General features: G+C 65.8%; 22 protein-coding genes and 1 pseudogene. 9 read left to right on the top strand and 14 right to left on the bottom strand.

What is annotated here, in order from left to right:
- Positions 1 to 330 precede the first annotated feature (330 nt).
- Entirely contained in the window at positions 331 to 999 is a 669-nt protein-coding gene (locus ACFUTU_RS01060) for a DUF5134 domain-containing protein (protein WP_377959915.1), read from the top strand.
- Positions 1000 to 1198: 199 nt separating this feature from the next.
- Here ACFUTU_RS01060 and ACFUTU_RS01055 read toward each other — a convergent pair whose 3' ends face one another.
- Entirely contained in the window at positions 1199 to 2467 is a 1269-nt protein-coding gene (locus tag ACFUTU_RS01055; RefSeq protein WP_377959914.1) for a LuxR C-terminal-related transcriptional regulator, read from the bottom strand.
- A 192-nt stretch (positions 2468 to 2659) separates the two neighbouring features.
- Between ACFUTU_RS01055 and tkt the strand changes: the two genes are divergently transcribed.
- From tkt to ACFUTU_RS01025, 6 genes and pseudogenes are all read left to right on the top strand, one after another.
- The gene (gene tkt, locus ACFUTU_RS01050; protein ID WP_377959913.1) at positions 2660 to 4816 is read left to right on the top strand and encodes a transketolase; all 2157 of its coding nucleotides are present in this window, start codon (positions 2660 to 2662) and stop codon (positions 4814 to 4816) included.
- Positions 4817 to 4849: 33 nt separating this feature from the next.
- Positions 4850 to 5971, top strand: a complete 1122-nt coding sequence (gene tal / locus ACFUTU_RS01045) for a transaldolase (protein WP_377959912.1) — start codon at positions 4850 to 4852, stop codon at positions 5969 to 5971.
- Between the two features lie 138 nt (positions 5972 to 6109).
- Positions 6110 to 6829 carry a ribulose-phosphate 3-epimerase gene (rpe, locus tag ACFUTU_RS01040; RefSeq protein ID WP_377959911.1) on the top strand — a complete coding sequence of 240 codons (720 nt, stop codon included), beginning with the start codon at positions 6110 to 6112 and terminating at the stop codon, positions 6827 to 6829.
- 10 nt (positions 6830 to 6839) lie between these two features.
- A complete protein-coding gene (locus ACFUTU_RS01035; RefSeq protein WP_377959910.1) occupies positions 6840 to 7313 on the top strand; it encodes a ribose-5-phosphate isomerase in 474 nt (157 codons plus the stop codon).
- 1 nt (position 7314) lies between these two features.
- Positions 7315 to 8334, top strand: coding sequence for a class II fructose-bisphosphate aldolase (gene fbaA, locus ACFUTU_RS01030; RefSeq protein ID WP_377959909.1), 1020 nt, complete (start codon positions 7315 to 7317; stop codon positions 8332 to 8334).
- Between the two features lie 27 nt (positions 8335 to 8361).
- A pseudogene (locus tag ACFUTU_RS01025) lies at positions 8362 to 8856 on the top strand (ribose-5-phosphate isomerase); the annotation flags it as partial.
- 61 nt (positions 8857 to 8917) lie between these two features.
- Here ACFUTU_RS01025 and ACFUTU_RS01020 read toward each other — a convergent pair.
- The 10 genes from ACFUTU_RS01020 to ACFUTU_RS00975 all read right to left on the bottom strand — a co-directional run bounded on the left by ACFUTU_RS01020 (position 8918) and on the right by ACFUTU_RS00975 (position 19018).
- Positions 8918 to 9856, bottom strand: a complete 939-nt coding sequence (locus tag ACFUTU_RS01020) for a proline racemase family protein (protein WP_377959908.1) — start codon at positions 9854 to 9856, stop codon at positions 8918 to 8920.
- A 224-nt stretch (positions 9857 to 10080) separates the two neighbouring features.
- Positions 10081 to 10827 carry an SDR family NAD(P)-dependent oxidoreductase gene (locus tag ACFUTU_RS01015; protein ID WP_377959907.1) on the bottom strand — a complete coding sequence of 249 codons (747 nt, stop codon included), beginning with the start codon at positions 10825 to 10827 and terminating at the stop codon, positions 10081 to 10083.
- Complete coding sequence (locus tag ACFUTU_RS01010; protein ID WP_377959906.1) at positions 10824 to 11612, bottom strand: SDR family NAD(P)-dependent oxidoreductase; 789 nt, start codon at positions 11610 to 11612, stop codon at positions 10824 to 10826. The genes ACFUTU_RS01015 and ACFUTU_RS01010 overlap by 4 nt, the downstream gene beginning before the upstream one ends.
- Positions 11613 to 11616: 4 nt before the next feature.
- Positions 11617 to 13104: a gamma-aminobutyraldehyde dehydrogenase gene (locus tag ACFUTU_RS01005; protein WP_377959905.1), complete on the bottom strand. Its 1488-nt coding sequence runs from the start codon at positions 13102 to 13104 to the stop codon at positions 11617 to 11619.
- Between the two features lie 37 nt (positions 13105 to 13141).
- Complete coding sequence (locus tag ACFUTU_RS01000; RefSeq protein WP_377959904.1) at positions 13142 to 14218, bottom strand: proline racemase family protein; 1077 nt, start codon at positions 14216 to 14218, stop codon at positions 13142 to 13144.
- Complete coding sequence (locus ACFUTU_RS00995; RefSeq protein ID WP_377959903.1) at positions 14215 to 15129, bottom strand: dihydrodipicolinate synthase family protein; 915 nt, start codon at positions 15127 to 15129, stop codon at positions 14215 to 14217. The genes ACFUTU_RS01000 and ACFUTU_RS00995 overlap by 4 nt, the downstream gene beginning before the upstream one ends.
- A 26-nt stretch (positions 15130 to 15155) precedes the next feature.
- A complete protein-coding gene (locus ACFUTU_RS00990; RefSeq protein WP_377959902.1) occupies positions 15156 to 16421 on the bottom strand; it encodes an NAD(P)/FAD-dependent oxidoreductase in 1266 nt (421 codons plus the stop codon).
- Between the two features lie 39 nt (positions 16422 to 16460).
- A complete protein-coding gene (locus tag ACFUTU_RS00985) occupies positions 16461 to 17342 on the bottom strand; it encodes an amino acid ABC transporter ATP-binding protein (protein ID WP_377959901.1) in 882 nt (293 codons plus the stop codon).
- Positions 17339 to 18151, bottom strand: coding sequence for an amino acid ABC transporter permease (locus ACFUTU_RS00980; protein ID WP_377959900.1), 813 nt, complete (start codon positions 18149 to 18151; stop codon positions 17339 to 17341). Before ACFUTU_RS00980 ends, ACFUTU_RS00985 begins: the two co-directional genes overlap by 4 nt.
- 18 nt (positions 18152 to 18169) lie before the next feature.
- On the bottom strand, positions 18170 to 19018 hold the full coding sequence (locus ACFUTU_RS00975; RefSeq protein ID WP_377959899.1) for a substrate-binding periplasmic protein: 849 nt from the start codon (positions 19016 to 19018) through the stop codon (positions 18170 to 18172).
- A gap of 476 nt (positions 19019 to 19494) precedes the next feature.
- Between ACFUTU_RS00975 and ACFUTU_RS00970 the strand changes: the two genes are divergently transcribed.
- Positions 19495 to 20979 carry a DUF222 domain-containing protein gene (locus tag ACFUTU_RS00970; RefSeq protein ID WP_377959898.1) on the top strand — a complete coding sequence of 495 codons (1485 nt, stop codon included), beginning with the start codon at positions 19495 to 19497 and terminating at the stop codon, positions 20977 to 20979.
- A gap of 91 nt (positions 20980 to 21070) precedes the next feature.
- Here the strand turns inward: ACFUTU_RS00970 and ACFUTU_RS00965 are convergent, their stop codons facing one another.
- From ACFUTU_RS00965 to ACFUTU_RS00955, 3 genes are all read right to left on the bottom strand, one after another.
- On the bottom strand, positions 21071 to 21664 hold the full coding sequence (locus ACFUTU_RS00965) for a short chain dehydrogenase (RefSeq protein ID WP_377959897.1): 594 nt from the start codon (positions 21662 to 21664) through the stop codon (positions 21071 to 21073).
- Between the two features lie 33 nt (positions 21665 to 21697).
- A complete protein-coding gene (locus ACFUTU_RS00960) occupies positions 21698 to 22354 on the bottom strand; it encodes a GntR family transcriptional regulator (protein WP_377959925.1) in 657 nt (218 codons plus the stop codon).
- Positions 22355 to 22522: 168 nt separating this feature from the next.
- Positions 22523 to 22729 (bottom strand): hypothetical protein, encoded by a 207-nt coding sequence (locus ACFUTU_RS00955; RefSeq protein ID WP_377959896.1) that lies wholly within the window; start codon positions 22727 to 22729, stop codon positions 22523 to 22525.
- Between the two features lie 192 nt (positions 22730 to 22921).
- Between ACFUTU_RS00955 and ACFUTU_RS00950 the strand changes: the two genes are divergently transcribed.
- The gene (locus tag ACFUTU_RS00950; RefSeq protein WP_377959895.1) at positions 22922 to 24442 is read left to right on the top strand and encodes a CoA-acylating methylmalonate-semialdehyde dehydrogenase; all 1521 of its coding nucleotides are present in this window, start codon (positions 22922 to 22924) and stop codon (positions 24440 to 24442) included.
- Positions 24443 to 24492 lie beyond the last annotated feature (50 nt).

Genomic DNA, 24492 nt, shown 5'->3' with positions numbered 1-24492 from the left:
TGCCCCGCCAGAACATCGGCTTCATGCTCGAACCCCACGGCTTCTTCAACCAAAACCCCACCCTCAACCTCCCCACCGAAACCCGCACCACCAACAGCGGCCACTGCTCCACCAGCAACAGCCACTAAACCAGGCAAGGTTCCACGAACCACCTGAACACAGCCGGTCCCCGGGCGCTGCCCACCGCAGCACCCGGGGACCGCCTGCATCCAAAGACTTTCCACACTTCGGGCCCCGGCGCCGACGGCACCCGGACTGGGGCCCGAATCCAGCCCACCCCGGGTTAGACCCAACCAATCCGACCCCGACAAACAGTAGGGCGTGATCCGCGTGTTTAATATCCCCGCACTTACCTGGACCCTCACCGCCGTCCTGCTCCTGGGCGGAAGCTACAACCTCCTCCAGGCAGTCCGGGCCCGGCACCTCACCGACCGGATCAACAACACCCTGCACGCCCTCATGAACGCCCTCATGGCCGCCATGCTCTGGAACCTCGGACCCTCCACCATCCTCGCCCAAATCACCATCCTCGCCGGCGCCGCCCTCTGGTTCACCCTCCAGGCCGTCGCCCGCCCCCAATTCAAACTCCTCTGCGCCGGCAGCCAGGGCAGACTCACCTGCGCCTACCACGCCCTCACCATGGCAGCCGCCGCCACCATGATCGCCCTCATGACCACCCACACCACCACAACCACCGCCACCCCAACAGGAGCAACGGCGATCCCCGCCCACCACCACGCCATGGCAGCCGCCCACACCGCCACACCCCACACCACCACACCGGGCACAGCAACACTGGCAGGCCCCGGCAACACCCCCGCACTCCTGCTCACCCTCATCTTCGCCGCCGCCGCCGCAACCTTCCTCACCCTCCTCCTCCGCCGCCGCACCACAACAACCACCCACCACACCCGCAAACACTCCACCCGCACCGAACACGCCCTCGAAGCCCTCGGCGCCACCACCATGGCCCTCATGTTCGCCACCATGACCGCCTAAGCCGTGACTGCCCGATACCGCCTACCCAAAAGTGTTGTTTTTGAAGGAAAGAGCTCTCCATGCACATCGGACTGACAAGCCCTGGACAAACGGGCCTCAGCATGCGCGGACGGCTGCGCGACGGTGGCATGACGCAGAAGTGCCCGGCGTCCTTGACGGAGCCGGGCACTTCAGCCGGGGCAGGGGAATACTTCTCCGGTTACCGGAATCCGTGGCTGTGCGCCAGCGCAATCGCCTCGGTGCGTGAACCGACGTCGAGCTTCCTGAACAGGTTCCGCACGTGGAACTTGACCGTGTTCTCGCTGATGCCCATGGTGGACGCGATGGTGCGGTTGCGGTGTCCGGCGGCGAGGTGCTGGAGCACCTCGAGTTCCCGGGCGGCGAGGTTCCATCCGGCCGCATCCCCGGCCGGGCGGGCCGGCAGGTCCAGCGGGAGCGAGACAAAGATGTCGGCACCCCAGCCCGGCATGACGTCCATCCGCAGATGTCCGTTGAGCGCCTGGACCCGGCGGTCCAGGCGGCTGATGCTCGAATCCTCGGTGGTGAGGGCGCCGCCGCCGTCGTCGCGCACGTTGATCAACAGGTTCTCGCCGTCGCAGTCCCAGTGCGTCCGGATCCTGCTGACCTCGGGCTGCTCCATCATGGCCAGCACCAGTCCGCGGACCACCGCGCGTGCCGCGTGGGCAACCTCGCCGGGAAGTGCCCGGCCGTTCAGCGGCGGTTCGATGAACTGCACTTCGGTTCCGCTGAAGCTGGTGAGCGGCCGCAGGTCCTCGCGCAGGCGTTCAAAGGCTTTGGCGACGGGCTCCTCCACAAGATCCGTCGTACGGTCGCTGAGCGTGCGGAGCCCAACCAGTGCCTTGGCAGTTAGATCGGTGACCGTTGTGCGTGCTGTTGCATGGTCCAGGGAGGACGAACGCAGGGCCGCGAGCAGGGTCTCAAGGGTCGTGGAGTGCAGGTCGGTCAGTTCCGCCGTCACGCGTACACGTTCAGCCGAGGCCGCCCGCGATTCCGCGAGGTACGACGGCGGCGCGTCGGCCACCTTTTCCTGGATCCGGCGGGCAGTAATGCCCCACAGGTACGTCAGCAGTTCCAGCCCCGGGTTGTCCCGTGGATCTGCCGGACGGGGATCGGTGAGGACCAGGATGGCCTGGCTGGGGCCGTGTTTCATGGCCAGCGCAGGCCTGGGCTGGCCGGCGAGCACGGCTTCGCCGAGCCACGGGGTCTCATCCGAAAGGCCGGCACGAAGCTCGTCAAGCTCGGCGATGGAAACCCGGGAAATGATGTCTTCCTGGCCTGCCTTCTTCTGCGGGCGGCCCGTGCAGTCTTCGGTGAAGATGACCAGCGCGCTGCATCCCAGGTGCGGAAGCGCTGCGTCGCGCAGGCGCTCGGCAATCTGGGCGAGGGGGGCATCAGCCAATGCTGCCACGGATTGCAGAAGAGGCCACGGCAGGTCTGAAAGGGACATAGTGAATTCCTTCTGGACTGGTGAGCGGCTGCGCTTCCTCGCACAGCCACCGGGCGAAACATCCGCCCATCCGAAAGTATAGCCAAAAACCGTCAGAAAACAGTGTTACCCCTACCCATTTGTTTCGGAATTATGGGTAGCAACCAGAGGCCGGCCGCTATCGGCCGATGACCGTATCAAAGGAGATATACCGTGAATCCGACTGCAACCGCGACACGTATCGCTGAGAGCACCACAGATTCGACACTCGACTGGACAGTCGAGGACCAGCGTGCGGTGGACACCGCCAGGGTTCTGGCCGCGGACGCCGTGGAGAAGGTCGGCAACGGTCACCCCGGCACGGCGATGAGCCTGGCCCCGGCCGCCTACCTGCTGTTCCAGAAGCTGATGCGCCACGACCCGCGCGACGCCGACTGGATCGGCCGTGACCGGTTCATCCTGTCCCCGGGCCACTCCTCGCTGACCCTGTACATCCAGCTGTTCCTCTCCGGCTACGGCCTGGAACTGAAGGACCTGGAAGCGCTGCGCACCTGGGGCTCCCTGACCCCCGGCCACCCGGAATACAAGCACACCGCAGGTGTGGAAATCACCACCGGCCCGCTGGGCCAGGGCCTGGCGTCCTCGGTCGGTTTCGCCTACTCCCAGCGCCGCCAGCGCGGCCTGTTCGACGCCGATGCTCCCGCCGGCGAGAGCCCGTTCGACCACACCATCTGGGTCATCGCCTCCGACGGCGACATCCAGGAAGGCGTGACCTCCGAGGCCTCCTCGCTGGCCGGCCACCAGGAGCTAGGCAACCTCGTGGTGGTCTACGACGAGAACCACATCTCGATCGAGGACGACACCGACATCGCCTTCACCGAGGATGTCCTGAAGCGCTACGAGTCCTACGGCTGGCACACCCAGCGCGTTGACTGGACCAGGACCGGCGAGTACGTCGAGGACATCCAGGCGCTCTACTCCGCACTCCTCGCCGCCAAGGCTGAGACCTCCAGGCCGTCCATCATTTCGCTGCGCACCATCATCGGCTACCCGGCCCCCAAGAAGCAGAACACCGGCAAGATCCACGGCTCCGCCCTGGGCGGCGATGAGGTCGCAGCGCTGAAGGAAGTCCTTGGCTTTGATCCCGCCAAGTCCTTCGAGGTTGACCAGGAAATCCTGGCCCACGCCCGCCAGGTAGTGGACCGCGGCGCAGCCGCCCGCTCCGAATGGGAAGAGTCGTTCGCGGCATGGCAGTCCGCCAACCCGGAAGCCGCCGCCCTCCTCGAGCGCGTCGAAGCCCGCGAACTCCCGGCCGGACTTGAGGCCGCCCTGCCGGTCTTCGAGGCCGGCAAGGACGTCTCCACCCGCGCGGCCTCCGGCAAGGTCCTGAACGCGATCGGCCCGGTCATGCCCGAACTCTGGGGCGGCTCCTGTGACCTCGCCGAGTCGAACAACACCACCATCGAGGGCTCGCCGTCGTTCATCCCGGCCTCCCGCTCCACGGAAGCCTGGAAGGGCAACCCCTACGGCCGTGTCCTGCACTTCGGTATCCGTGAGCACGCTGCCGCCTCGATCGTGAACGGCATCAGCCTGCACGGCAAGACCCGCGCGTTCTCCGGCACGTTCCTGATCTTCAGCGACTACCAGAAGCCGGCCATCCGCCTCGGTGCCCTGATGGGTGTCCCGTCCATCTATGTGTGGTCGCACGACTCCATCGGCCTGGGTGAAGACGGTCCGACGCACCAGCCGGTGGAGCAGCTCTCCACCCTGCGTGCGATCCCGGGCCTGGACGTCGTCCGCCCGGCAGATGCCAACGAGGTCGGCATCGCGTGGAAGACCATCCTGGAGAACACCGAGAACCCGGCCGGCATTGTCCTGACCCGCCAGAACGTTCCCGTCTTCGCCCGCGGAACGGGCGCAGCCGAGGGCGACACCTTCGCATCGACCGCCGGCGTCGCCAAGGGCGGTTACGTCCTGGCCGAGGCATCCAAGGACGGCAAGACCGTTGACGCCCAGGTCATCCTGATCGCCACCGGTTCCGAGGTCGCTCTCGCCGTCCAGGCCCGCGAAGCGCTCCAGGCTGAAGGCATCGCCGCCCGCGTGGTCTCCATGCCGTGCGTCGAGTGGTTCAACAAGCAGGACGCCGCCTACCGCGAGTCGGTTCTGCCCGCAGCGATCAAGGCCCGCGTCTCCGTCGAAGCCGGCCTCGCACTGGGCTGGAAGGAATTCGTCGGCGACGCCGGCCGCTCCATCAGCCTCGAGCACTTCGGCGCCTCCGCAGACTACAAGCGCCTGTTCCAGGAGTTCGGCATCACGGCAGAAGCAGTTGCCGCTGCCGCCAAGGACTCCCTGGCCGCTGCAGCCAACTAAACCCTCCCCAATTTTTGAAGGAAGCAACAAGCCATGACCAATGCAACACCCACCGCCCAGCTTTCCGAAGCAGGTCTGTCCATCTGGCTGGATGACCTCTCCAGGGAACGGCTCGACAGCGGCAGCCTGCAGAAGCTCATTGAGCAGAAGAACGTTGTGGGCGTCACCACCAACCCGTCCATCTTCCAGGCCGCGATCACCTCCGGCACGGATTACGATGCCAAGATCGCCGAACTTTCGGCGAAGGGCGCCGGCGTCGAGGAGACCATCTTCGAAATCACGACGACGGATGTCGCCGACGCGTGCGACCTGTTCGCCCCGATCGCCGCGGCAACCAACGGCGTGGACGGCCGCGTTTCCATCGAGGTGGACCCCCGCCTTGCCTGGGACACCGCCGGCACCATCGCCGAGGCCAAGAACCTTTACAAGAAGGTCGACAAGGAAAACGTCCTGATCAAGATACCTGCCACGCTCGAGGGCCTGGACGCCATCACCGCTGTCCTGGCCGAGGGCATCAGCGTCAACGTGACCCTGATCTTCTCGCTGGAGCGCTACCGGGCCGTCATCAACGCCTTCCAGTCCGGCCTGGAGCAGGCCAGGGAGAACGGCCACGACCTCTCCAAGATCCACTCCGTCGCCTCGTTCTTTGTCTCCCGCGTGGACACCGAAATCGACAAGCGCCTGGACGCGATCGGCACTCCCGCAGCCAAGGCACTCAAGGGCAAGGCCGGCGTCGCCAATGCCCGCCTGGCCTACCAGGTCTACGAAAAGCTGTTCTCCACCGAACGCTGGGCAGTCCTGGCCGAAGCCGGCGCCCGCCCGCAGCGCCCGCTGTGGGCCTCCACCGGCGTGAAGGACCCGGCCTACCCGGACACCCTCTACGTCACCGAACTGGTTGCCGCCGGCGTCGTGAACACCATGCCGGAGAAGACCCTGGATGCCACGTTCGACCACGGCGTGGTCACCGGCGACACCCTTACCGGCACTTACTCGGAAGCGAACACCGTCCTCACGGCCCTCGAACACCTCGGCGTGTCCTACAACAACGTCGTGGCCCTGCTCGAATCCGAAGGCCTGGAGAAGTTCGTGGCCAGCTGGAAGGAACTGCTGGCCGACGTCGAAGGCGCTCTCGCCGCCGCCCGCAAGGCTTCCTAGCCACGCGCGGCTTCCGGGCCGCCCGGCTGCCGCCACCCGTTTCGAGGGCGTGGGGACCCATTTGGGTCTCCACGCCCTCGTCACCCTGACCACCGAAAGCCTGATCACGGCACGCCTGATCATCGAAAGGCAGACATCATGTCCACTTCACCCCTGAATTGCTGTATCAACCCGAGCATCCTCTCGGCCGACTTCGTGAACCTCGAGGCCGAACTGGCCCGCATCAGCAACGCCGACGCCGTGCACGTGGATGTCATGGACAACCACTTCGTGCCCAACCTGACCATCGGCCTGCCCGTCGTGGAACGGATCCAAAAGGTCAGCCCCGTCCCGCTGGACGCGCACCTCATGATCTCCAACGTGGACCGCTGGGCACCCCAGTTCGCCGACGCCGGCCTGGCCTCCGTGACTTTCCACGTCGAGGCGTCCGACGCTCCCATCAAACTTGCCCGCGAACTCCGGGCCCGCGGCTCCAAGGCAGGCATGGCGCTTCGCCCGGCCACACCCGTGGAGCCCTACCTGGACATGCTCCCCGAACTGGACATGCTGCTCATCATGACCGTGGAGCCGGGCTTCGGCGGCCAGGCGTTCCTGGACGTCACGCTGCCCAAGATCCGCCGCGCCCGCGCCGCCGTCGACGGCTCCGGAGTGAACGTCGCCATCCAGGTGGACGGCGGCATCACGGAAGAAACGATTGTCCGCGCCGCCGAGGCCGGCGCCAACGTCTTCGTTGCCGGGTCATCCGTGTACGGCAAGCCCTCACCCGCCGACGCCATCGAGTCGCTCCGCACCAACGGCCAGCTCGCCTTCGCCGCGAAGGCAGAGCGCTCCAACGACGTCGTATTCCAACAAGCCTGAAGGACCACTAATGCGCGTTCACATCGCAACCGACCACGCCGGCATGGAGCTTAGCTCCCACCTCATCACGGCACTGTCAGCCAGCGGCTACGAGATGGTGGACCACGGTCCTGCCGTCTATGACGCCGAGGACGACTACCCCTCATTCTGCATCAACGCCGCGGCCGCCGTCGTGGCCGACCAGGCGGCTGGCGTGGACGCTCTGGGAATTGTGCTGGGCGGCTCCGGCAACGGCGAGCAGATCGCCGCCAACAAGGTCAAGGGCGTGCGGGCAGCGCTGGCGTGGAACCTGGACACGGCCAAACTGGCCCGCCAGCACAACAATGCCAACGTGGTGGCAGTAGGCGGACGCCAGCACTCCGTTGCGGAAGCCACTGAACTGATCGAGGCATTCCTGGCCGAACCGTTCACCAACGAAGTACGCCACGAACGCCGCATCGGCAAGATCGCAGCCTTCGAAACCACCGGCGAGGTGGTCGAGTAGCATGCCCATTGCAACCCCAGAGATTTATGCCGACATGATCGACCGTGCCAAGAAGGGCGGCTTTGCGTTCCCGGCGGTCAACGTCACTTCTTCCCAGACCCTGAACGCTGCCCTGCGTGGTTTCGCCGAGGCGGAGTCTGACGGCATCGTGCAGGTGTCCACCGGCGGTGCGGCGTACTGGTCGGGTGCCTCGACGAAGGACATGGTGGCCGGTTCTTTGGGCTTCGCGGCGTTCGCCCGTGAGGTGGCCAAGAACTACAACGTGAACATCGCCCTGCACACTGACCACTGCCCGAAGGACAAGCTGGACGGGTTTGTGCTGCCGCTGCTGGCCGCGTCCGAGGCTGAGGTTAAGGCCGGCCGTAACCCGCTGTTCAACTCGCACATGTGGGACGGCTCCGCTGAGACGCTGCAGGAAAACCTGCGCATTGCCCGTGAGCTCCTGGACCGCACCGCCGCAGCCAAGATCATCCTCGAGGTCGAGATCGGCACCGTCGGGGGCGAGGAGGACGGCGTCGAGAACGAGATCAACGAGAAGCTCTACACCACGGTGGAAGACGCCCTGGCCACCGTCGACGCCCTGGGCGCCGGGGAGAACGGCCGCTACATCACGGCCCTGACGTTCGGGAACGTGCACGGGGTGTACAAGCCGGGCGGGGTGAAGCTGCGCCCGGAGATCCTGAAGGACATCCAGGCCCAGGTCGGTGCCAAGATCGGCAAGGAGAACCCGTTTGACCTGGTGTTCCACGGCGGTTCGGGTTCCTCGGACCAGGAAATCGCCGACGCCGTGTCGTACGGCACCATCAAGATGAACATCGACACCGACACCCAGTACGCGTACACGCGTCCGGTGGCGGACCACATGTTCCGCAACTACGACGGTGTGCTGAAGGTCGACGGCGAGGTGGGCAACAAGAAGACCTACGACCCCCGCGTCTGGGGCGCCTCCGCCGAGGCCGGCCTCGCGGCCCGCGTTGTCGAAGCCACCCAGCAGCTCGGCTCCGCCGGGCAAAGCTTTTAGATGTAAGAACTCTTTGAAGGCGATCAGATGACCACCAAACCATCATCAACGACTGGACGCGGGACTGCTTACCGGGTCCACATCGGCACCGATCACGCAGGTCTCGAACTGAGCCGTTCGCTGCAACAGGAACTGGCCAGCCTCGGATTTGACGTCGTCGACCACGGGCCGCTGGAGTACGACGCCCAGGATGACTATCCGGGCTTCTGCATCAGCGCAGCCGAGGGCGTCGCCCACGACACCAGCCGCAACCGGCCAAGCCTCGGAATCGTCATCGGCGGCTCCGGCAACGGCGAACAGATCTCGGCAAACAAGGTCCGGGGCATTCGTGCCGCCCTTGTCTGGAACGAGTCAACGGCACGGCTGGCCCGGCAGCACAACGACGCCAACGTCATAGCCATCGGGGCCCGTGAACACACGCCCGAGGAATGCCTGAAACTTGCGCTCCTTTTCCTCCGGGAGCCCTTTACGCAGGACCCCCGGCACAGGCGCCGCATCGCACAGATCGCGGACTACGAAACCTGCGCCACCCCACAGGCCTGCGACATCAGCCGTAGCGACGCACTGGCACGCATGGTCCATGTCAGTACTCCGGTTCCCAGGGCTTGCCCACCACGAATCCCTCCGGGAACGGGTCCGAGGGGTCGAGGACCAGTTGGTTGAACGACGTAATCCAGGCGCGCCCGGAGATGCTGGGGACCACCGCACTGTAAGGACCCACGGTTGAGGTGCTCTCGATCCTCGCGTCGAACTGGCTGCCGATTAGGGACTCGTGCCGGAACAGCTGACCCGGGACGAGTTCGCCGCGGGCATGCAGCAGCGCCAGCCTGGCGGACGTTCCGGTCCCGCAGGGCGAGCGGTCCAAACGGCCCGGCGACACAATCACGGCATTGGCGGACCTGACGATCTCTTCGCCGTCCGGACCCTCCTCGCGCAGCAGCGGTCCCGTGAAGGATGCATTGGTGATGCCGGGAATCCGCGGATTAAGGGGATGCGAGACCTCCAGCTGCTCCGCTGCGGCCTTCTTGATCCGCTGCCCAAGGTCATAAAGCTCAGCTTCGCGGCTGATATCCAGCGGTATCCCAACGGACTCGGCGTCCACAAAGGCAAACGTCATGCCTCCATAGGCGACGTCGACGGTCACCTTCCCGAGTCCCGGCACGTCGATCTTGGCGTCCTGGTGGTAGACGAAGGCCGGCTGGTTGACCAGCTTCACCCGGTCCACCTTGCCGTCGGCACATGCAGCCTCGATCCGGATCAGGCCGGCGGGCGACTCCAGGGCCAGCCGGGTCACCGGCTCCGTCATCGGCAGCATCCCCGTCTCGAGGAGGACCGTCGCCACGCACATGGTGTTGGAGCCGGACATCGCCGGGTACTCCGTGGACTCGAGGATGATGTAGCCGAAGTCGGCGTCAGGATTGCTGGACGGCAGGACCACGTTCGCGTTGTGCCATACGGCGCCGCGCGGCTCGCAGAGGAGCAGCTTGCGCAGGTGGTCGAGATGTTCGGAGAAATGGAGCATCTTGTCGAACGTCGTCGCCCCGGCACCGGGCCGGTGCCGCCGACCACGACCTTGCCGGATTCACCTTCGGCGTGCGCGTCCACGACGTTGAGCATGCGGCTGAACCTCACGGTTTTCCTTTCGGCAGGGAGTTTTTGTCCAGATACCGCGACTTCAGGGCACGTTTGGGGCCATTATCTGGACAAAAACTCGGGAGTGTTTGGAAGAAGAACGACGGCGGCCGGTCACCGCACGTAGTCGGCGCCCGTGATGTCGATGGTTGCCCCGGTCGTGTGCCGGGACCGGCCGGAGGCCAGGAACGCGATCACTTCGGCGACGTCCTGCGGCGGTGTGACTTCACCAAGGGGCAGGCCGGCGAGCATCGGGTCGTCGGGGGAGATGTGGGCGGAAATGTCGGTTGCGACCCAGCCTGGGGCCACGGCGTAGGCGAGGATATTCTCCTTGCCGTAGCCGCGGGCGATGCCCTTTGTGAGGGCGAGCAGCCCGCCCTTCGCCGCGCCGTAGGCGAGGTGCCCGGCGTCATCACCCCGGTGCGCCGAGCGGCTGGTGACATTCACGATGATGCCGCCGCCCCGCTTTCGGAACCCGAGGATGGCTTCCCTGCAGAGGTCGGCAGGGGCCAGCAGGTTGAGCTCATAGTTGGCCTGCCAGCCCTGCTGCCACGCGTTGTCGCCGTCGATATCCGAGGTGAGCCAGGCTCCGGCGTTGTTGACCAGGACGTCGACGCCGTCCCGCCACGCGGCAGCCTCCGTCCACACCCGCCGGCGTTCAGCAGGATCGCGCAGGTCGCCCTGCACCAGCCTCACCTGCGCACCGAGGCGGTCCGCCGTTGCCTGCGCGGAGTCCTTGTCGTTGCCGTAGTGCAGGACAACGTGCGCCCCTTCGCGGTGGAGGGCCACCGCCGCCGCCCGGCCGATGCCGCGCGACGCGCCGGTGACGAGCACCGTCTTTCCGGCCAGCATGCCGCTCATGCGACGGCCTGCGCGCCGGTGATCTCGATGACGGACCCGCAGATGTAAGGTGCCTCGCCGGAGGCCAGAAATGCCACGAGTGCGGCGATTTCCTCCGGCGTGCCGATGCGCCCGAACGGGACCAGCGCGTCGAGGTCGGCCACGGTGCGGCCGCTGCGGGCCAGTCCGGCTTCGAGCATGGGCGTGTGGACCTCGCCCGGCGCGACGGCGTTGACGCGGATGTTGTTCGGCGCGTAATCGCGGGCCAGGTTCTTGGTGAAGGCGACGACGGCGGCCTTGGACACGTTGTAGGCGATATGTCCGGGGGCCGGGTAGAGGCCCCACTGCGAGGCCGTGTTGACGATGGACCCGCCCCCGGCCGTGATCATGTGCGGCAGCACGGCCCGGCAGAGGTGGAACAGCGAGTCGACATTCACGGCGAAGGACAGATCCCAGTCGTCCTCGGTGAGGGAGAGCAGGTCCCCGCGCCGGTTGACGCCTGCATTGTTGGCCAGGACGTCGAGCCGGCCGCGTGAATCAATGATCCGCTGGACCGCGGTTTCGGAAGCCTCGGGGTCGAGGAGGTCAAAGACCAGCGGCTCCGCGGAGAGACCTTCGCTGAACAATGCCTCGGCCACTTCCTTTGCCGCCGTCTCATTGACATCGCAGATGAACACGTGCGCGCCTTCGGCGGCCAGACGCCGGCCGATGGCCGAGCCGATGCCGCCGCCAGCCCCGGTGACCAGGGCTGTCTTTCCCACAAACCGCTTGCCGTCGAAGCGGTTGGTGGGTCCCGTCGTCGTCATTGTCTTAGTCCTCCAGGGAGAAAACGGTCCGGTGCCAGGGCTTGGCTTGTTCGCCGGTGAGGTCGAACATGACGTGCTTGACCACGGTGTATTCGTCGAAGGAGTAGGTGGACATGTCTTTGCCGAAGCCGGACTGCTTCAGGCCGCCGTGGGGCATTTCGCTGATGATCGGGATGTGGTCGTTGACCCAGACGGCACCGGCGCGGATTTCGCGGGTGGCGCGCAGGGCACGGCAGACGTCCTTGGTCCATGCGGAGGCGGCGAGGCCGTACGGGGTGTCGTTGGCGAGGTTGATGGCTTGGTCGTCGGTGTCGAAGGGGGTGACGGCGAGGACGGGGCCGAAGACCTCGTCGCGGAAGATTTCGCTGTCCGGGGTGGCGTCGGCAACCAGGGTGGGGCGGTAGTAGGAGCCGCTGGCCAGTTCGCCGTCGTGCTCTTTGTCGGGGATGCCGCCGCCGATGACGCGGGCGTAGCCGCGGGCGCGGTCGACCATGGCGGCGACGGTTTCCTGGTGTTTGCGGGAGACCAGCGGGCCGAGGTCGGTGGCGGGGTCGCCGGTGGGGCCCAGCTTCACCTTGGCGTAGAGGCCGGCGACGCCTTCAATGAACCGTTCATACAGGGAGCGGTGCACGATGGCGCGGGTAGCGGCGGTGCAGTCCTGGCCGGTGTTGATCAGGGATCCGGCGACGGCGCCGTGGATGGCTGCGTCGAGGTCGGCGTCGTCGAACACGACGAACGGTGCTTTGCCGCCGAGCTCGAGGTGGACGCGTTTGGCGGTGGTGGCGGCGGCGTCCAGGACGGTGCGGCCCACGGTGGTGGAGCCGGTGAAGGAGAGCATGTCCACATCGGGGTGGCGCAGGAGCTCTCCACCCACCGTGGAGCCGCGGCCGGTGATGACGTTGATGACGCCGTCGGGGACCCCGGCATCCGTGGCTGCTTGGGCGAACAGCAGGGTTGTGAGCGGGGTGATTTCGGCGGGTTTCAACACGATGGTGTTGCCGGCGGCGATGGCGGGCAGGATCTTCCACGCGGCCATCTGCAGCGGGTAGTTCCACGGGGAGATGGAGCCGATGACGCCGATCGCTTCGCGGCGGATGGAGGAAGTGTGGTCCGCGGAGTATTCGCCGGTGGCCTTGCCTTCGAGGTTGCGGGCGGCGCCGGCGAAGAAGGCGATGTTGTCGATCGTGCCCGGGACGTCGAACTCCGTGGTAAGCCGGATCGGTTTGCCGGCCTGCCGGGATTCCAGCTGCGCGAATTCTTCGGCACGCTCCTCCATGAGGGCCGCGAACTTGGTCAGCACAGCGGACCGTTCGGCCGGGGTGGCCCGGGACCAGGCCGGGAACGCGTCCCGCGCGGCCTGGACGGCTTGTTTGACGTCGTCGCTGCCGGCGAGGGTGATGGTTTCGATGACGGTCCCGTTGGACGGGTCGATGACGTCCACCGTTTCCCCGGTGGTGCCTTCGACGAGCTTGCCATTAATGAACTGGCTCACAACTCCTGCTTTCAGTAGGTCTAAAGAATGGTGGCGTCTAGGCGCCGGGCGCCCAGATGTCGCCCACGGTGTAGCCGGACGGGAACGGGTCGGTGGGGTCCAGGATCCACTGGCTGTGCCCGGTCACCCAGCCCCGCCCCGTAACGGTGGGGAGGACCGCGTCCCGGCCGCCGACCGTCGTCGTGCCTGTCAGGCGGCCGATGAATTCGCTGCCGATGATGCTGTGGTGGGAGAAGTCCTCCCCGATCCCGAGTTGGCCGCGGGCGTGCAGCGCCGCCATGCGGGCGCTGGTTCCCGTTCCGCAGGGGGAGCGGTCCAGCGCGCCGGTCCAGGTGGACGGGTCGCCGGGCACAAGTTTTCCGTTGGACAGGACCACGGTGTTGCGGTCCTGCCGGCCCGGGACACGGTCGCCGGTGTGCAGCATGATCAGGTTGACGCCGGCGATCAGCGGATTGTCCGGGTGGTTGACTTGGATCTGCTCCAGTGCGGCCATCTTGATGAGGGCGCCGGCGCGTGCGAGTTCCTTGCCGTTGTCCGGGTGCAGTTCCAGCCCGATGTCGGCGACCCGCGCCTGGGCGAAGAACTGGCCGCCGAACACGACGTCGACCGGCACCGTGCCGAGTTCGGGCACCTGGAGCGGGAAGTCGAGTTCGACGACGAACGCCGGGACGTTCACCACCGTCACGGAGAGGACCTTGCCCTCGTGCACCCTCGCCACCGCCTGCACCGTACCGACCGCGGTGTCGATGGTGACGGTGGTTTCCGGTCCCCGTACCGGGACGATGCCGGCCTCCAGCACCGCGGTGACGGCGCAGATGGTGTTGGACCCGGACATCGGCGTGAAGCCGCCCTGTTCGAGGACGACGATGCCGAAATCGGAGCCCTCGTTCACCGCGGGCAGGATGATCACCGAGCACAGGCCCGGGTAGCCGCGCGGCTCATGCAGCATGAGCCGGCGCAGCCAGTCCAGGTGTTCCTTGCAGTACTGCAGCCGCTCCACCATCGTCCCGCCCCGCACGAGCGCGGCGGCGTTGGTCAGGATCCGTCCCGGCTCGCCCTCCGCATGCACCTCGATGGCGTCCAGGGCCAGCCTGCCGGTGGAGCGGGTGCTCATGCTGCCACTGCCGGAATGACGCCGGCGTTCTGCAGGATGCCGGCGAAGCGTTCGCGTTCCTCGGCGGGCAGGGGCAGGATCGGCAGGCGGGCCGGGCCCACGGGCTGGCCGATGAGTTCCAGGCCTGCCTTGATGCCTGCGACGTAGTTGACGGACTCGAGGAAGTCGCTGATGGCCCAGAGGTGCTTCCATAGTTCGCGGGCGCGGTCCAGGTCCTTCTGTTCGGCCAGGGCCTCCCAGAATTCGACGGCGAGTTCCGGGACCACGCCGGCGGTGCCCCAGACGGAGGCTTCGGCGCCGGAGGCGATGCCGAAGAACGTCAGGGTGTCCCAGCCGTTGAAGGCCTTGATGCTGCCCGTGTGGTTGGCGAGCAGCTCTGCCAGGCCGACGGCGTCGTCAGACGTGTTCTTGATGTAGTCCACCCCGTCGATGCTGCCGAGTTCGGCCAGTTCCGCGGCAGTGAGGCGGATGCCTGTGGCGCCGGGGACGTTGTAGTAGACGATCGGCAGACTGATCGATTCCGCGACGGCGGACAGGAAGGCCTTCAGGGTGGTGAAGTCCAGCGGATCGTAGAACGGCGGGACCAGCATGATTGCGTCGGCACCGACGGTTTCGGCGTGCTGGGCGAGGTCGATTGCAGCCTGGGTGGAGAGCGCGCCGATGCCGGCGATGACGGGGATCCGGCCGTCGGCGCCCTTGACGTAGAGATCAATGACGCGGCGGTACTCATCACCTGACAGTGTGGTGAATTCGCCGGTTGTGCCGGTGGGCACGATGCCGTGGATTCCGGCCGTGACGAGGCGTTCGACCTGGTGCTGCAGTGCTGCTTCGTCGATGGCAGACCCGTCCTCGGTGAACGGAGTGGTGACGGCGGCAAGGATGCCGCGGAGGTCCTTCTTGGTGCGTGACATGGTGTTCCTTTCGAGTGGGTGAAGATTTAAAGGGCAGGGGCCAGCTGTCGGCGTTGGCCGCCGCTGAAGCGGTCGGCCCTGAACGGCTGAAGGGTGGGTGCCATCCTGCCGTGCACGATCAGGTTCGTGAGGGCTGCGGCGGTGCCTGGTGCGAGGGTGACGCCCATCATTCCGTGGCCGGTGGAAACATAGGTGTTTTGCAGGTGTCCGAGGTGGCCTATGACCGGCAGGCCGTCCGGAGTCATGGGCCGCATGCCGGCCATCGGCGCCGGCTTGGTGACAGGCGGCTGCCAGTCGCGGAAGTACTTCGCGGGAGCACGCAGGATCGCGTCGACCCGGACCTGGTTGATCTTTTCGTCGAGTCCGCCGAACTCCATGGTGCCGGCGAGCCGGAGGCGTTCGTTGAAGGGAGTCACAGCGACCTTCGCGTCCCACAGATTGACCGCGCTGCGCAGGCCCAGGGCAGGAACCTCAACGCTGTAGCCCTTGCCGGGACGCACGGGAAGTGCCGCCCCGAACTGCTTCGACAAGTTCCCGCTCCAGGCGCCGGCGGCCAGGACGAAGTTGTCAGCGGTGTAGCGGTTTCCGCCGCTGTGCACTGCGGTGACCCGGTCCCCGTTTCGCTCAACAGCATCAATGGGTGAATCCTCCACGATCCGCACGCCCATCGCTGCCAGCCGGCGGTGCAGCGCCGTGGCCATCGCACCCGGGTCGACGTGCCGCTCCTGCGGGAAGTAGATGCCGCCGAGGACTGCGTCGGTGAGCAGCGGTTCCTGCTCGTGCACTGCGTCGCGGTCCAGCACCTTCGGCTCGCGTCCGTACTGCGACGCCAGGTCCAGGTTGTCGATGTGGTGGTCGAAGTTGTCCTGCTCCATGAATGCCATGAGCAGTCCGTCCGTGTGCATCTCGAAGTCCATGCCGTCGGCGCGGTACTCGTCAAAGATCTGGAGGGTGTCGGCGGCGAGGCGGAGATGACCCTCAAATCCTGCGCGCTGGTCACGGGCGTTGGACTTGCGCCACATGCCCAGCATGAACCGTATAAAGGACGGATCAAGGGAAGGCCGGATGTAGAGCGGGCTGTCCGGGCGCAACATCCACTTCATCGATTTGAGTACGACGCCGGGTCCCGGCACGGGTGCCGATTCCGCCGGGCAGATCCAGCCTGCGTTGACCTTCGAAGCGCCCAAGCCCGTGGCCCGGGCATCGATGACGGTAACTTCCTCCCCCTCCCGGGCAAGGTGGTAGGCCTGCGTCAGGCCGATAACGCCGCCGCCTACTACAACGGTGTGCACAATGTTTCCTTTCCTGGTCTGCTATTTAACCCATCCGGGCTAGAAGCGGACGGCATCCACGAACTTCTTGAGGTCTTGGTTGTCGCATTTGTCGAACGCGGCCTCCGGGGTGGCGTTGACCGCGATTTCGCCGTTGTGGAAGAACACCACGCGGTCGGCGGCCTTGGAGGCGAAGGCCATGTCATGCGTTACGAGGGCCACCGCGATGCCGTCCTCCTCCTTCAGGCGGCGCAGCACATCCAGGACCTCGGCCGCGACGGGCGGGTCAAGGGCGGAGGTGATCTCGTCACAAAGCAGGAGCTTGGGTTTCATCATCAGGGCCCGGGCGATCGCGACGCGCTGCCGCTCACCGCCGGAGAGCTGGGTGGGCTTGCTGAGGATGTGGTGCGCCATGCCCACTTCGGCCAGCGCAGACTCAGCCCGGTCGCGGGACTCCTTTGCTCCGGCCCCGCGCGTCTTGCGCGGTGCCAGCACCAGGTTGTCCAGCACGTTCATATGCGGCCAGAGCGTGTAGGTCTGGAACACCATGCCCACTTCCGAACGGACACTGTCCCATTCCTTGGTGCGCTGCTGCCCGGCGAATACGGTTTGGCCGTCGACGACGATCTGGCCTTCATCGGGGTCCGTGAGTCCTGCCAGGGCCCGCAGCAGGGTGGACTTGCCGGAACCGCTCTTGCCGATGATGACGGTGATGTCGCCCTTGTTCATCTGGAAATCAACGTTCCGGAGGATCTTCCGTTCGCCGAAGCTCTTCTGGAGGCCGCGGGCCTCCACCAGGACCTGTCCGTTGCCGGTGCGGCCCGCGATCTGCTCCAGAGTTGTCACCGGGGTGCCCTTCTGTTCGCTTCCATCATTGTCCTTCGGCCGGCGGCTGGAAAGCTGCGTGCCGGCTGGTGGCTGGCTCAGTGCGGAGTGGCTCATGCCGGCACCGCCGTCCGCGGGTCCGTTGTTTGCGGGCCCGTTGTCTGCGGGCCCGTTGTCTGCGGGCCCGGGGTGCCGGAGCCTGGCGTCCGGGAACCCGGCATCATGCGGGCCATGAGCTTCCTGGGCGGCGCGGCGCCCATGCCGGAGCTGTTCTGCATCCGGCGTTCCAGTGCACTGGTGGCCAGGGATACCGGGAAGGCGATGGCGAAGTAGACGAAGGCGGCCAGGGTGAAGACCTCCAGGGAGCGGTACGTCTGGGAGGAGATCGTGTTCGAGATGAACATCAGGTCGGCGACGGCGATCGTGGAGACGAGCGCGGTGTCCTTGAAGAGCGAGATGTTCAGCGACAGGATCACCGGCAGCTGCTGGCGCAGGGCCTGCGGCACGATGATGTAGCGTAGCTGCTGGAAGCGGCTCAGCTGCAGCATCCGTCCCGCCTCGACCTGTTCAACGGGCACCGACTGGAATCCGCTGCGGTAGGCCTCGGCCATAAAGGCGGTGAGGTTGGCCGTCAGTGCGATGACTGCGGAGACCTCGCCGGGCAGGGTGACCCCGGTCAGTGCCGGCATGGCGTAGAAGATCCAGAACAGCTGGACCAGCAGCGGCGTGCAGCGGAAAACCTCGATGTAGGCCTGGGCGGCCCAACGGATGACCTCGATCTTGGACATGCGTCCCACAGCCACGGGGACGGCGAGGACCATGCTGATGGCGATGGTGATGAGTGTGATCTGGACGGTGATTCCCAGGCCCTGCATCATTGCAGGCAATGCCCGGGCAACCACGTCCCAGTCGAAGTTGTAGTTCATCGGATGATCGCCTGGTGATTACTTCTTCTGGAGGTCGCCGAGGTTGTCAACATCGAAGTACTTGACCTCGGCGTAGGCCTGGGAGAGCTTGCCGCTCTTCTGCGCGCGTTCGATGGCGATGTTGATGATCTCCATTGACCGCGCATCGATGGTTGCAGGAACGCCGTAGGCGGATGTGCCGGAGTAGATGGCGGGCTCGGGAACCACAATCTTCAGCGAGGGGTCGGCCTGCGCCTGGGACTCGGCGGTGGGCAGGTCGGCGAATTCCGCGACGGCACGGTTTGCCTGGAGGGCGGAAACGGCGTTGGAGTAGGAGTCCATGGGCGTGATCTTGGACGTCAGCCCCTTGAGGGTAGCTTCAGGAGCAGATCCCTGGGCGGTGACGATCTGCCCGCCGCTCTTGATGATCTGCTCTGATGTGGAGTGCGGGGAATTGGCCTTCACTACGAATACGCCGGGGTACTCGTACACGGGATTGGTGAAGGATATCGCCAGCGCGCGCTCCACGGTGTAGTCGAGGTAGGCGGCAAAATCGTAGCGGTTGGCCTGCAGGCCGGCCACGATATTCTTCCATTCAGCGGGGACGGGAACGAGCTTGACGTTGAGTTGCTTGGCGAGCTCCTCGAGGGGAATCAGGTTGGGCCCGCCGAGGGTTCCATCGGGCTTCTGGAGAGTCATGGGCGGTGCGATGGCAACGCCGACGCGGAGCTCGCCGCGCTTCTTGATTTCCTCGATGAACGTGCCCTGCGCGGAGCCGGACGAAGCCGAGGCGGTGTTGCCGCGGAAGCCGCTGCCGAAGAAGCCTGCAGCGATTGACAGTACGGCGATGGCGAGGACAGCTAGGACGATCTTGCTTGTTTTTGTCATTTCTAAACCCTCTTTACGGGAATGGGTTGCCGGGCTGGTGGCCGCACTCAGCGGCCGTCCGCAGCTCGAAGGAATTGGGTGTCCGGCTGGGCTGGACGCTGCCGGTTGGGGAGGTGAGGGGCGGCCTGAGTCGAATCCCGCCGTCCTAGTTTGGTTGTTTTATTGTCAAACAATCTGCGTTCTGCTTCAACAGTAGCGTTGTGACCCTTACCACGTCCAGTGCTTTTTTCGCCGACCTCCGTTTAGGAGGAAATGTTGCGGAAATGCGGACGCTGCAGGTTTCCGGGACGGCGCGGTGAAGGTGGTGAGACTGCGGGCAAATGTAAATTTCCCGTTGCCGGCCGGGAAGTTGCCGTCCTGTCGACTGCCCGACGCCCGCACGCACTTTAAATGTCAGACCCTCGCCCTAGTCTGAAAGTGTCAGGCAGGCGATAGTCCCGCACAGTTCGGGGCATGGATTCCGGGAAGGGGCAGGCGTGGAAGACCAGGTATTCGTGGCTGATGACGATGCGTGGGTTCCGGCTGTCGACTTCACGGACAAGGAGGATTCGCCGTTGGTTGGCACGGTGAGCTTGCCGCTTCCATCCTTCCTCTCTGCCGACGATGCGCTCAGCGTGGTGGAATCGACCGGCAGGCTCATTGCCTGGGCAACAGCACAGAAAATGAGTGCCCTGGCCCGGGTCGAAGAAGCGATCGGTGAAGAATCTCCCCGGCGGAAAGAGAGCCAACCGGTGCGGTTCGCCGGGGACGAGGCCCATGCGCTGGCCGTCTCCGAAGTGTCCACGGCCTGCGCTCTGACGGAAGGCACGGCCGCGCGCTTGCTGCATGATGCCGGGGATCTTGCGACGTCCCAGTGGGGAGTCCTCGAGGCGGTCGAGGCCGGGGAGATCTCCGAGGTGCACGCCCGGATCATTCTCGACCAAGCCCGCTCCCTCCCGGCCGGGCAGGCCGAGAAATTCGCCACGATGGCCCTTCAGCGCACGCTGACGCGGCATGGCAGACGTCGCACGCCATCCGAATTGCGAGCATGCCTGCGGCGGCTGCGCGAGCGACTTCACCCCGAAAGCCTCGCTGCCCGCAAGGAAGCCGCCCAGCGTGAGCGCGGCGTTTGGTTCAGGGCCGAGCCGGACGGCATGTGCACGCTTTCCGCGTTTCTTCCGGCGGAAGTTGGGATGGCCATTTTCAATGGACTCGACCGTGACGCCCGGCAGGCCAGTGCACAGGCTGCAGAGAGCGGAGGTGCTCCTGCGCCGCATCCTGCGTCAGATTCCAGCACGCTGTCGGAGCTCAGGGCGGATGCGCTCGCTTACCGGCTTTTTGGTGGATCTGAGCAATCTGTTGGTGGATCTGGCGAGTTCTTCAGCGGATCTGACGTGCGGGAAACCGGGGCATTCCGCGCCGAGGTCGTGGTGACTATCCCTGTCGGGTCCGTCCTGGGCGCCAGGATCGTGCCCGGCGGCGATGTACTTGGTGCCGAATCAGCTGAACCGGCCGAATCCGGTATGGCTGAACTCGAAGGGTATGGCCCCATCGATGCTGCAACAGCCAGCCGCTTGGCGGCCATCGCGCCTGCATGGCAGCGGCTCTTCGCGGATTTCACTACGGGCCAGGCACTCGGCATGGGCCGCAGCGTCTACCGTCCACCGAAGGCGCTGCGCCGGTACCTGCATTGCCGTGACGGGACCTGCCGGTTCCCGGGCTGCACGCGCCGGGCCATCGTCTGCGAACCGGATCACACCATCGAGTGGCAGGATGGCGGTACTACCGACGCCAGCAACCTGGCTATGCTCTGCCGAAAGCACCACGCGCTGAAGTCCATCGGCGTGTGGAGCTACAGGCAGTTGTCACCAAGCGGGGAGCTTGAGTGGCAGTCACCCCTGGGCAGGAATTACAGGACTGAACCGGCGGACGTCGGCAGGGCAGCGTATCCGTTCCGGCAGCCGGAACCCCCGCCGTTCTAATATGTGGCGGCGGGGGTTCTGGGCGCCACTCAGCCCGGATGCCTCGCGTCAAGGCGCCCCCGGGGGCGGTGCCGCCTGCGTTTACAGGTGCCTAGTCCAGCGCGAAGACCTGGCCGGTCTGGATGCCTTCAACCGACTTCACAAAGGCGCGGCCAACCTCCTCGGCGGGCACCTGTGAGAATCCCGCAAAGAACTCGTGGTAGCCGGAAGCCTCGGCAAGGACCGTAGGGCTGACGGCGTTGATCCGGATGCCGCGAGGCAACTCTGCGGCGGCGGCCATCACGAACGACTCGAGGGCGCCGTTGGCCAGCGACGCCGCGGCGCCGGTCAGGATTGGCTCGCGCGCGAGGACGCCACTGGTCAGCGTGAAGGAGCCGCCGTCGGAGATGTACTCTGCGCCGAGCTGCACCAAGTTGACCTGGCCAAGGACCTTGTCTTCAATGCCGGACCTGAAGTCCTTGTCGGTGAGCTCGGCGAGCGGCTTGAAGGGAACCGAGCCGGTGCAGGAGATGACGGCGTCCACGGTGCCTACCTGGTCGAACATTCGCCGGATCGACTCGGGTTCGGTCAGGTCCACGCTGATGTCGCTCGAGCGGGAGGCCTCGATGACCTCGTGCCGTCCCTTAAGTGCTGCGACCGCCGCGGAGCCGAGCAGGCCGTTTGCACCGACGATAAGAATCTTCATGGGCAGGTACTCCTTCTGCTTGTGTTGGTCCAGCTACTGTTGTTTGTCCAGCAGCGCTATGAGTTCCTTGGCGCTGTCGATGGTGTGTTCCGTGAAAGCTTTCCTGATGACCTCAAGGTCCTTGGTCCGCATGGCCTTCACCAGCTTCTCGTGCACGCGGTGGGCGCGCACGGGGTCTGCGCGAGTGGCCTGGTCCTGGGCGAGGATGATGGTGACGTGTGCTTCGGTGACGGGCCAGAGGCGCAGCAGCAGCGCGTTCTCGGATGCGGCCCAGAGCTTGCGGTGGAAGGCCACGTGGCTTTCATGCCGCACGACCGGATCCGGGTCCATCTCCACGCGGCTGTACTCGGCCCAGCTTTCCTCGACCATGCGCATCCGGCGTCCGGTTTCGTCTTCAATGATCGCGGTGACCGCGAGCATGTCCAGGGCCATGCGGGTGTTCGCCAAGTCCATGATTGCGGCCGTGTCCAGGGAGGCTACGCGGAGCCCGCGGTACGGTTCCTGAACCAGCAGGCCTTCCTGCGCCATCTGGTTGAGTGCCTCGCGGACCGTGGGCCGGCTGACGTTGAGCCACTCGGACAGCTGGACTTCCGTGAGTTTTTCGCCCGGTTTGATGGTGCCGAGCACCACCGCACGGCGGATTTCATTGACCACGCCATCCCGGCGGGAAACAGAGGCCACAGGTGACATTCTCACGGGCAGGCTCGCCGGTTCGGGTGACAGGTGCGGTTCGGCCATGCGCTTCCCCAATTGCTAGGTTTTGATCTGCCTAAAGTGCAGATTGTCAGACAAACTCTACCGGCTTCGCGCGCGCGCGTAAATGGGGGTGCCGGGATTTCTGGCAGAATGTCGTGGCCGTCAGCTGCCCAGGGCCGGCAGCCACTCGGAGGGTGAACCGTCGACCGCCGGCATGACGCTTCCCTGGCCCACGAACCTTGGCGCCTGAACGGTGGCGGCCGGTTCGGCCTGCAGCGGATACCACCAGCCGGTTCGGGGGCAGTGCTCTCCGGTGCGGACGGCGGCAGGCTCGCGCGCAGTGGTGGAGAAGGCGCTGGGTCGTTTCATGAACTCTCCTGGTTGGGCTCGCTGGTGACACTCACGGTAGAGCCGGCCATCCCGCCGTCGGGCGTGTACATATGTCGATCCATGCCGGATGTGCATGACAAATGTCGGCAGCCTGCCAGGGTGCCGCGCAACTACGGTGGCTAGCAAGCCGCTACGGCGCCCCTGCCCACACCCCCGAAAGCGAGAAGAAGCGTGTCCGAAAACAGCGTGTCCGAAAACCAGGAACTTCCCGTGCTGTCCCACTGGATCGGGGGAGCGGAAGCACTCTCGTCCGGCGACCGCACGTCCCCGGTCTTCGATCCCGCCCGGGGCATCGAGACCAAGCGGGTTGCGCTCGCCAATGCCGCAGACGTCGAGGCTGCCGTCTCCTCCGCACAGAAGGCCTTCCCGGCCTGGCGCGACCTGTCCATCACTAAGCGCCAGCAGATCATCTTCCGGTTCCGCGAGCTGCTGAACGAGCGCAAGGGCGAGCTGGCGCAGATCATCACCGCCGAGCACGGCAAAGTGGTCTCCGACGCACTGGGTGAAATCACCCGCGGCCTCGAGGTCGTGGAACTGGCCACGGGCTTCCCGCACCTGATCAAGGGCGAACACTCCGAGAACGTCTCCAGCGGTGTGGATGTCTACTCCACCAAGTCGCCACTGGGCGTCGTGGGCATCATCAGCCCGTTCAACTTCCCGGCCATGGTGCCGCTGTGGTTCCTGCCGATCGCCATCGCTGCCGGCAACGCCGTGGTCCTCAAGCCCAGCGAAAAGGACCCGACGGCGGCCAACTGGCTTGCCGAACTGTTCAGCGAAGCGGGCCTGCCGGACGGTGTCTTCAACGTCCTGCACGGCGACAAGGAAGCCGTCGACGGCCTCCTGGCGCACCCCGACGTGAAGGCCATCTCCTTCGTCGGCTCCACACCCATCGCCCAGTACATCTACGAGACCGCCGCCCGCAAGGGCAAGCGCGTCCAGGCCCTCGGCGGCGCCAAGAACCACATGCTGGTCCTGCCCGACGCCGACCTGGACCTGACCGCCGACGCCGCCATCAACGCCGGCTTCGGTTCCGCCGGTGAACGCTGCATGGCCATCAGCGTGGTGGTCGCCGTCGAGCCCGTAGCCGATGAGCTGATCGAAAAGATCACCTCCCGCATGGCCACGCTGCGGATCGGCGACGGCCGCCGCAACTGCGACATGGGCCCGCTGGTTACCAGGCAGCACCGCGACAAGGTGGCCTCCTACATCGACGTCGCCATCGAGGACGGCGCCAAGGTGGTGGTGGACGGCCGCGGCATCAACGTAGACGGCGACGAGAACGGCTTCTGGCTCGGCCCCACCCTGATCGACGACGTCCCGGTCACCTCCCGCGTCTACACCGAAGAGATCTTCGGCCCGGTGCTGGCCGTGGTCCGCGTCCGCAGCTACGAGGAAGGCCTGGACCTGATCAATTCCGGCGCCTTCGGCAACGGCACCGCGATCTTCACCAACGACGGCGGCGCAGCCCGCCGGTTCCAGAACGAGGTCGAGGTCGGCATGGTCGGCATCAACGTCCCCATCCCCGTGCCCGTGGCCTACTACTCCTTCGGCGGCTTCAAGGACTCAATCTTCGGCAGCTCCAAGGCCTACGGACTGCAGGGCTTCCAGTTTTTCACCCGCGAGAAGGCCATCACCTCCCGCTGGCTCGACCCCAGCCACGGCGGCATCAACCTCGGCTTCCCGCAGAACTGACAAGTCAGCCAGGGAACTGAATAAAGGGACAGGGTCTCCGGCGCACATCC

The organism is Arthrobacter sp. NPDC057388, assembly GCF_042668165.1.
Taxonomy (GTDB): Bacteria; Actinomycetota; Actinomycetes; order Actinomycetales; family Micrococcaceae; genus Arthrobacter.
Note: the sequence above shows the minus strand (reverse complement) of the source record. Positions and strands in the feature narration are given on the sequence as shown.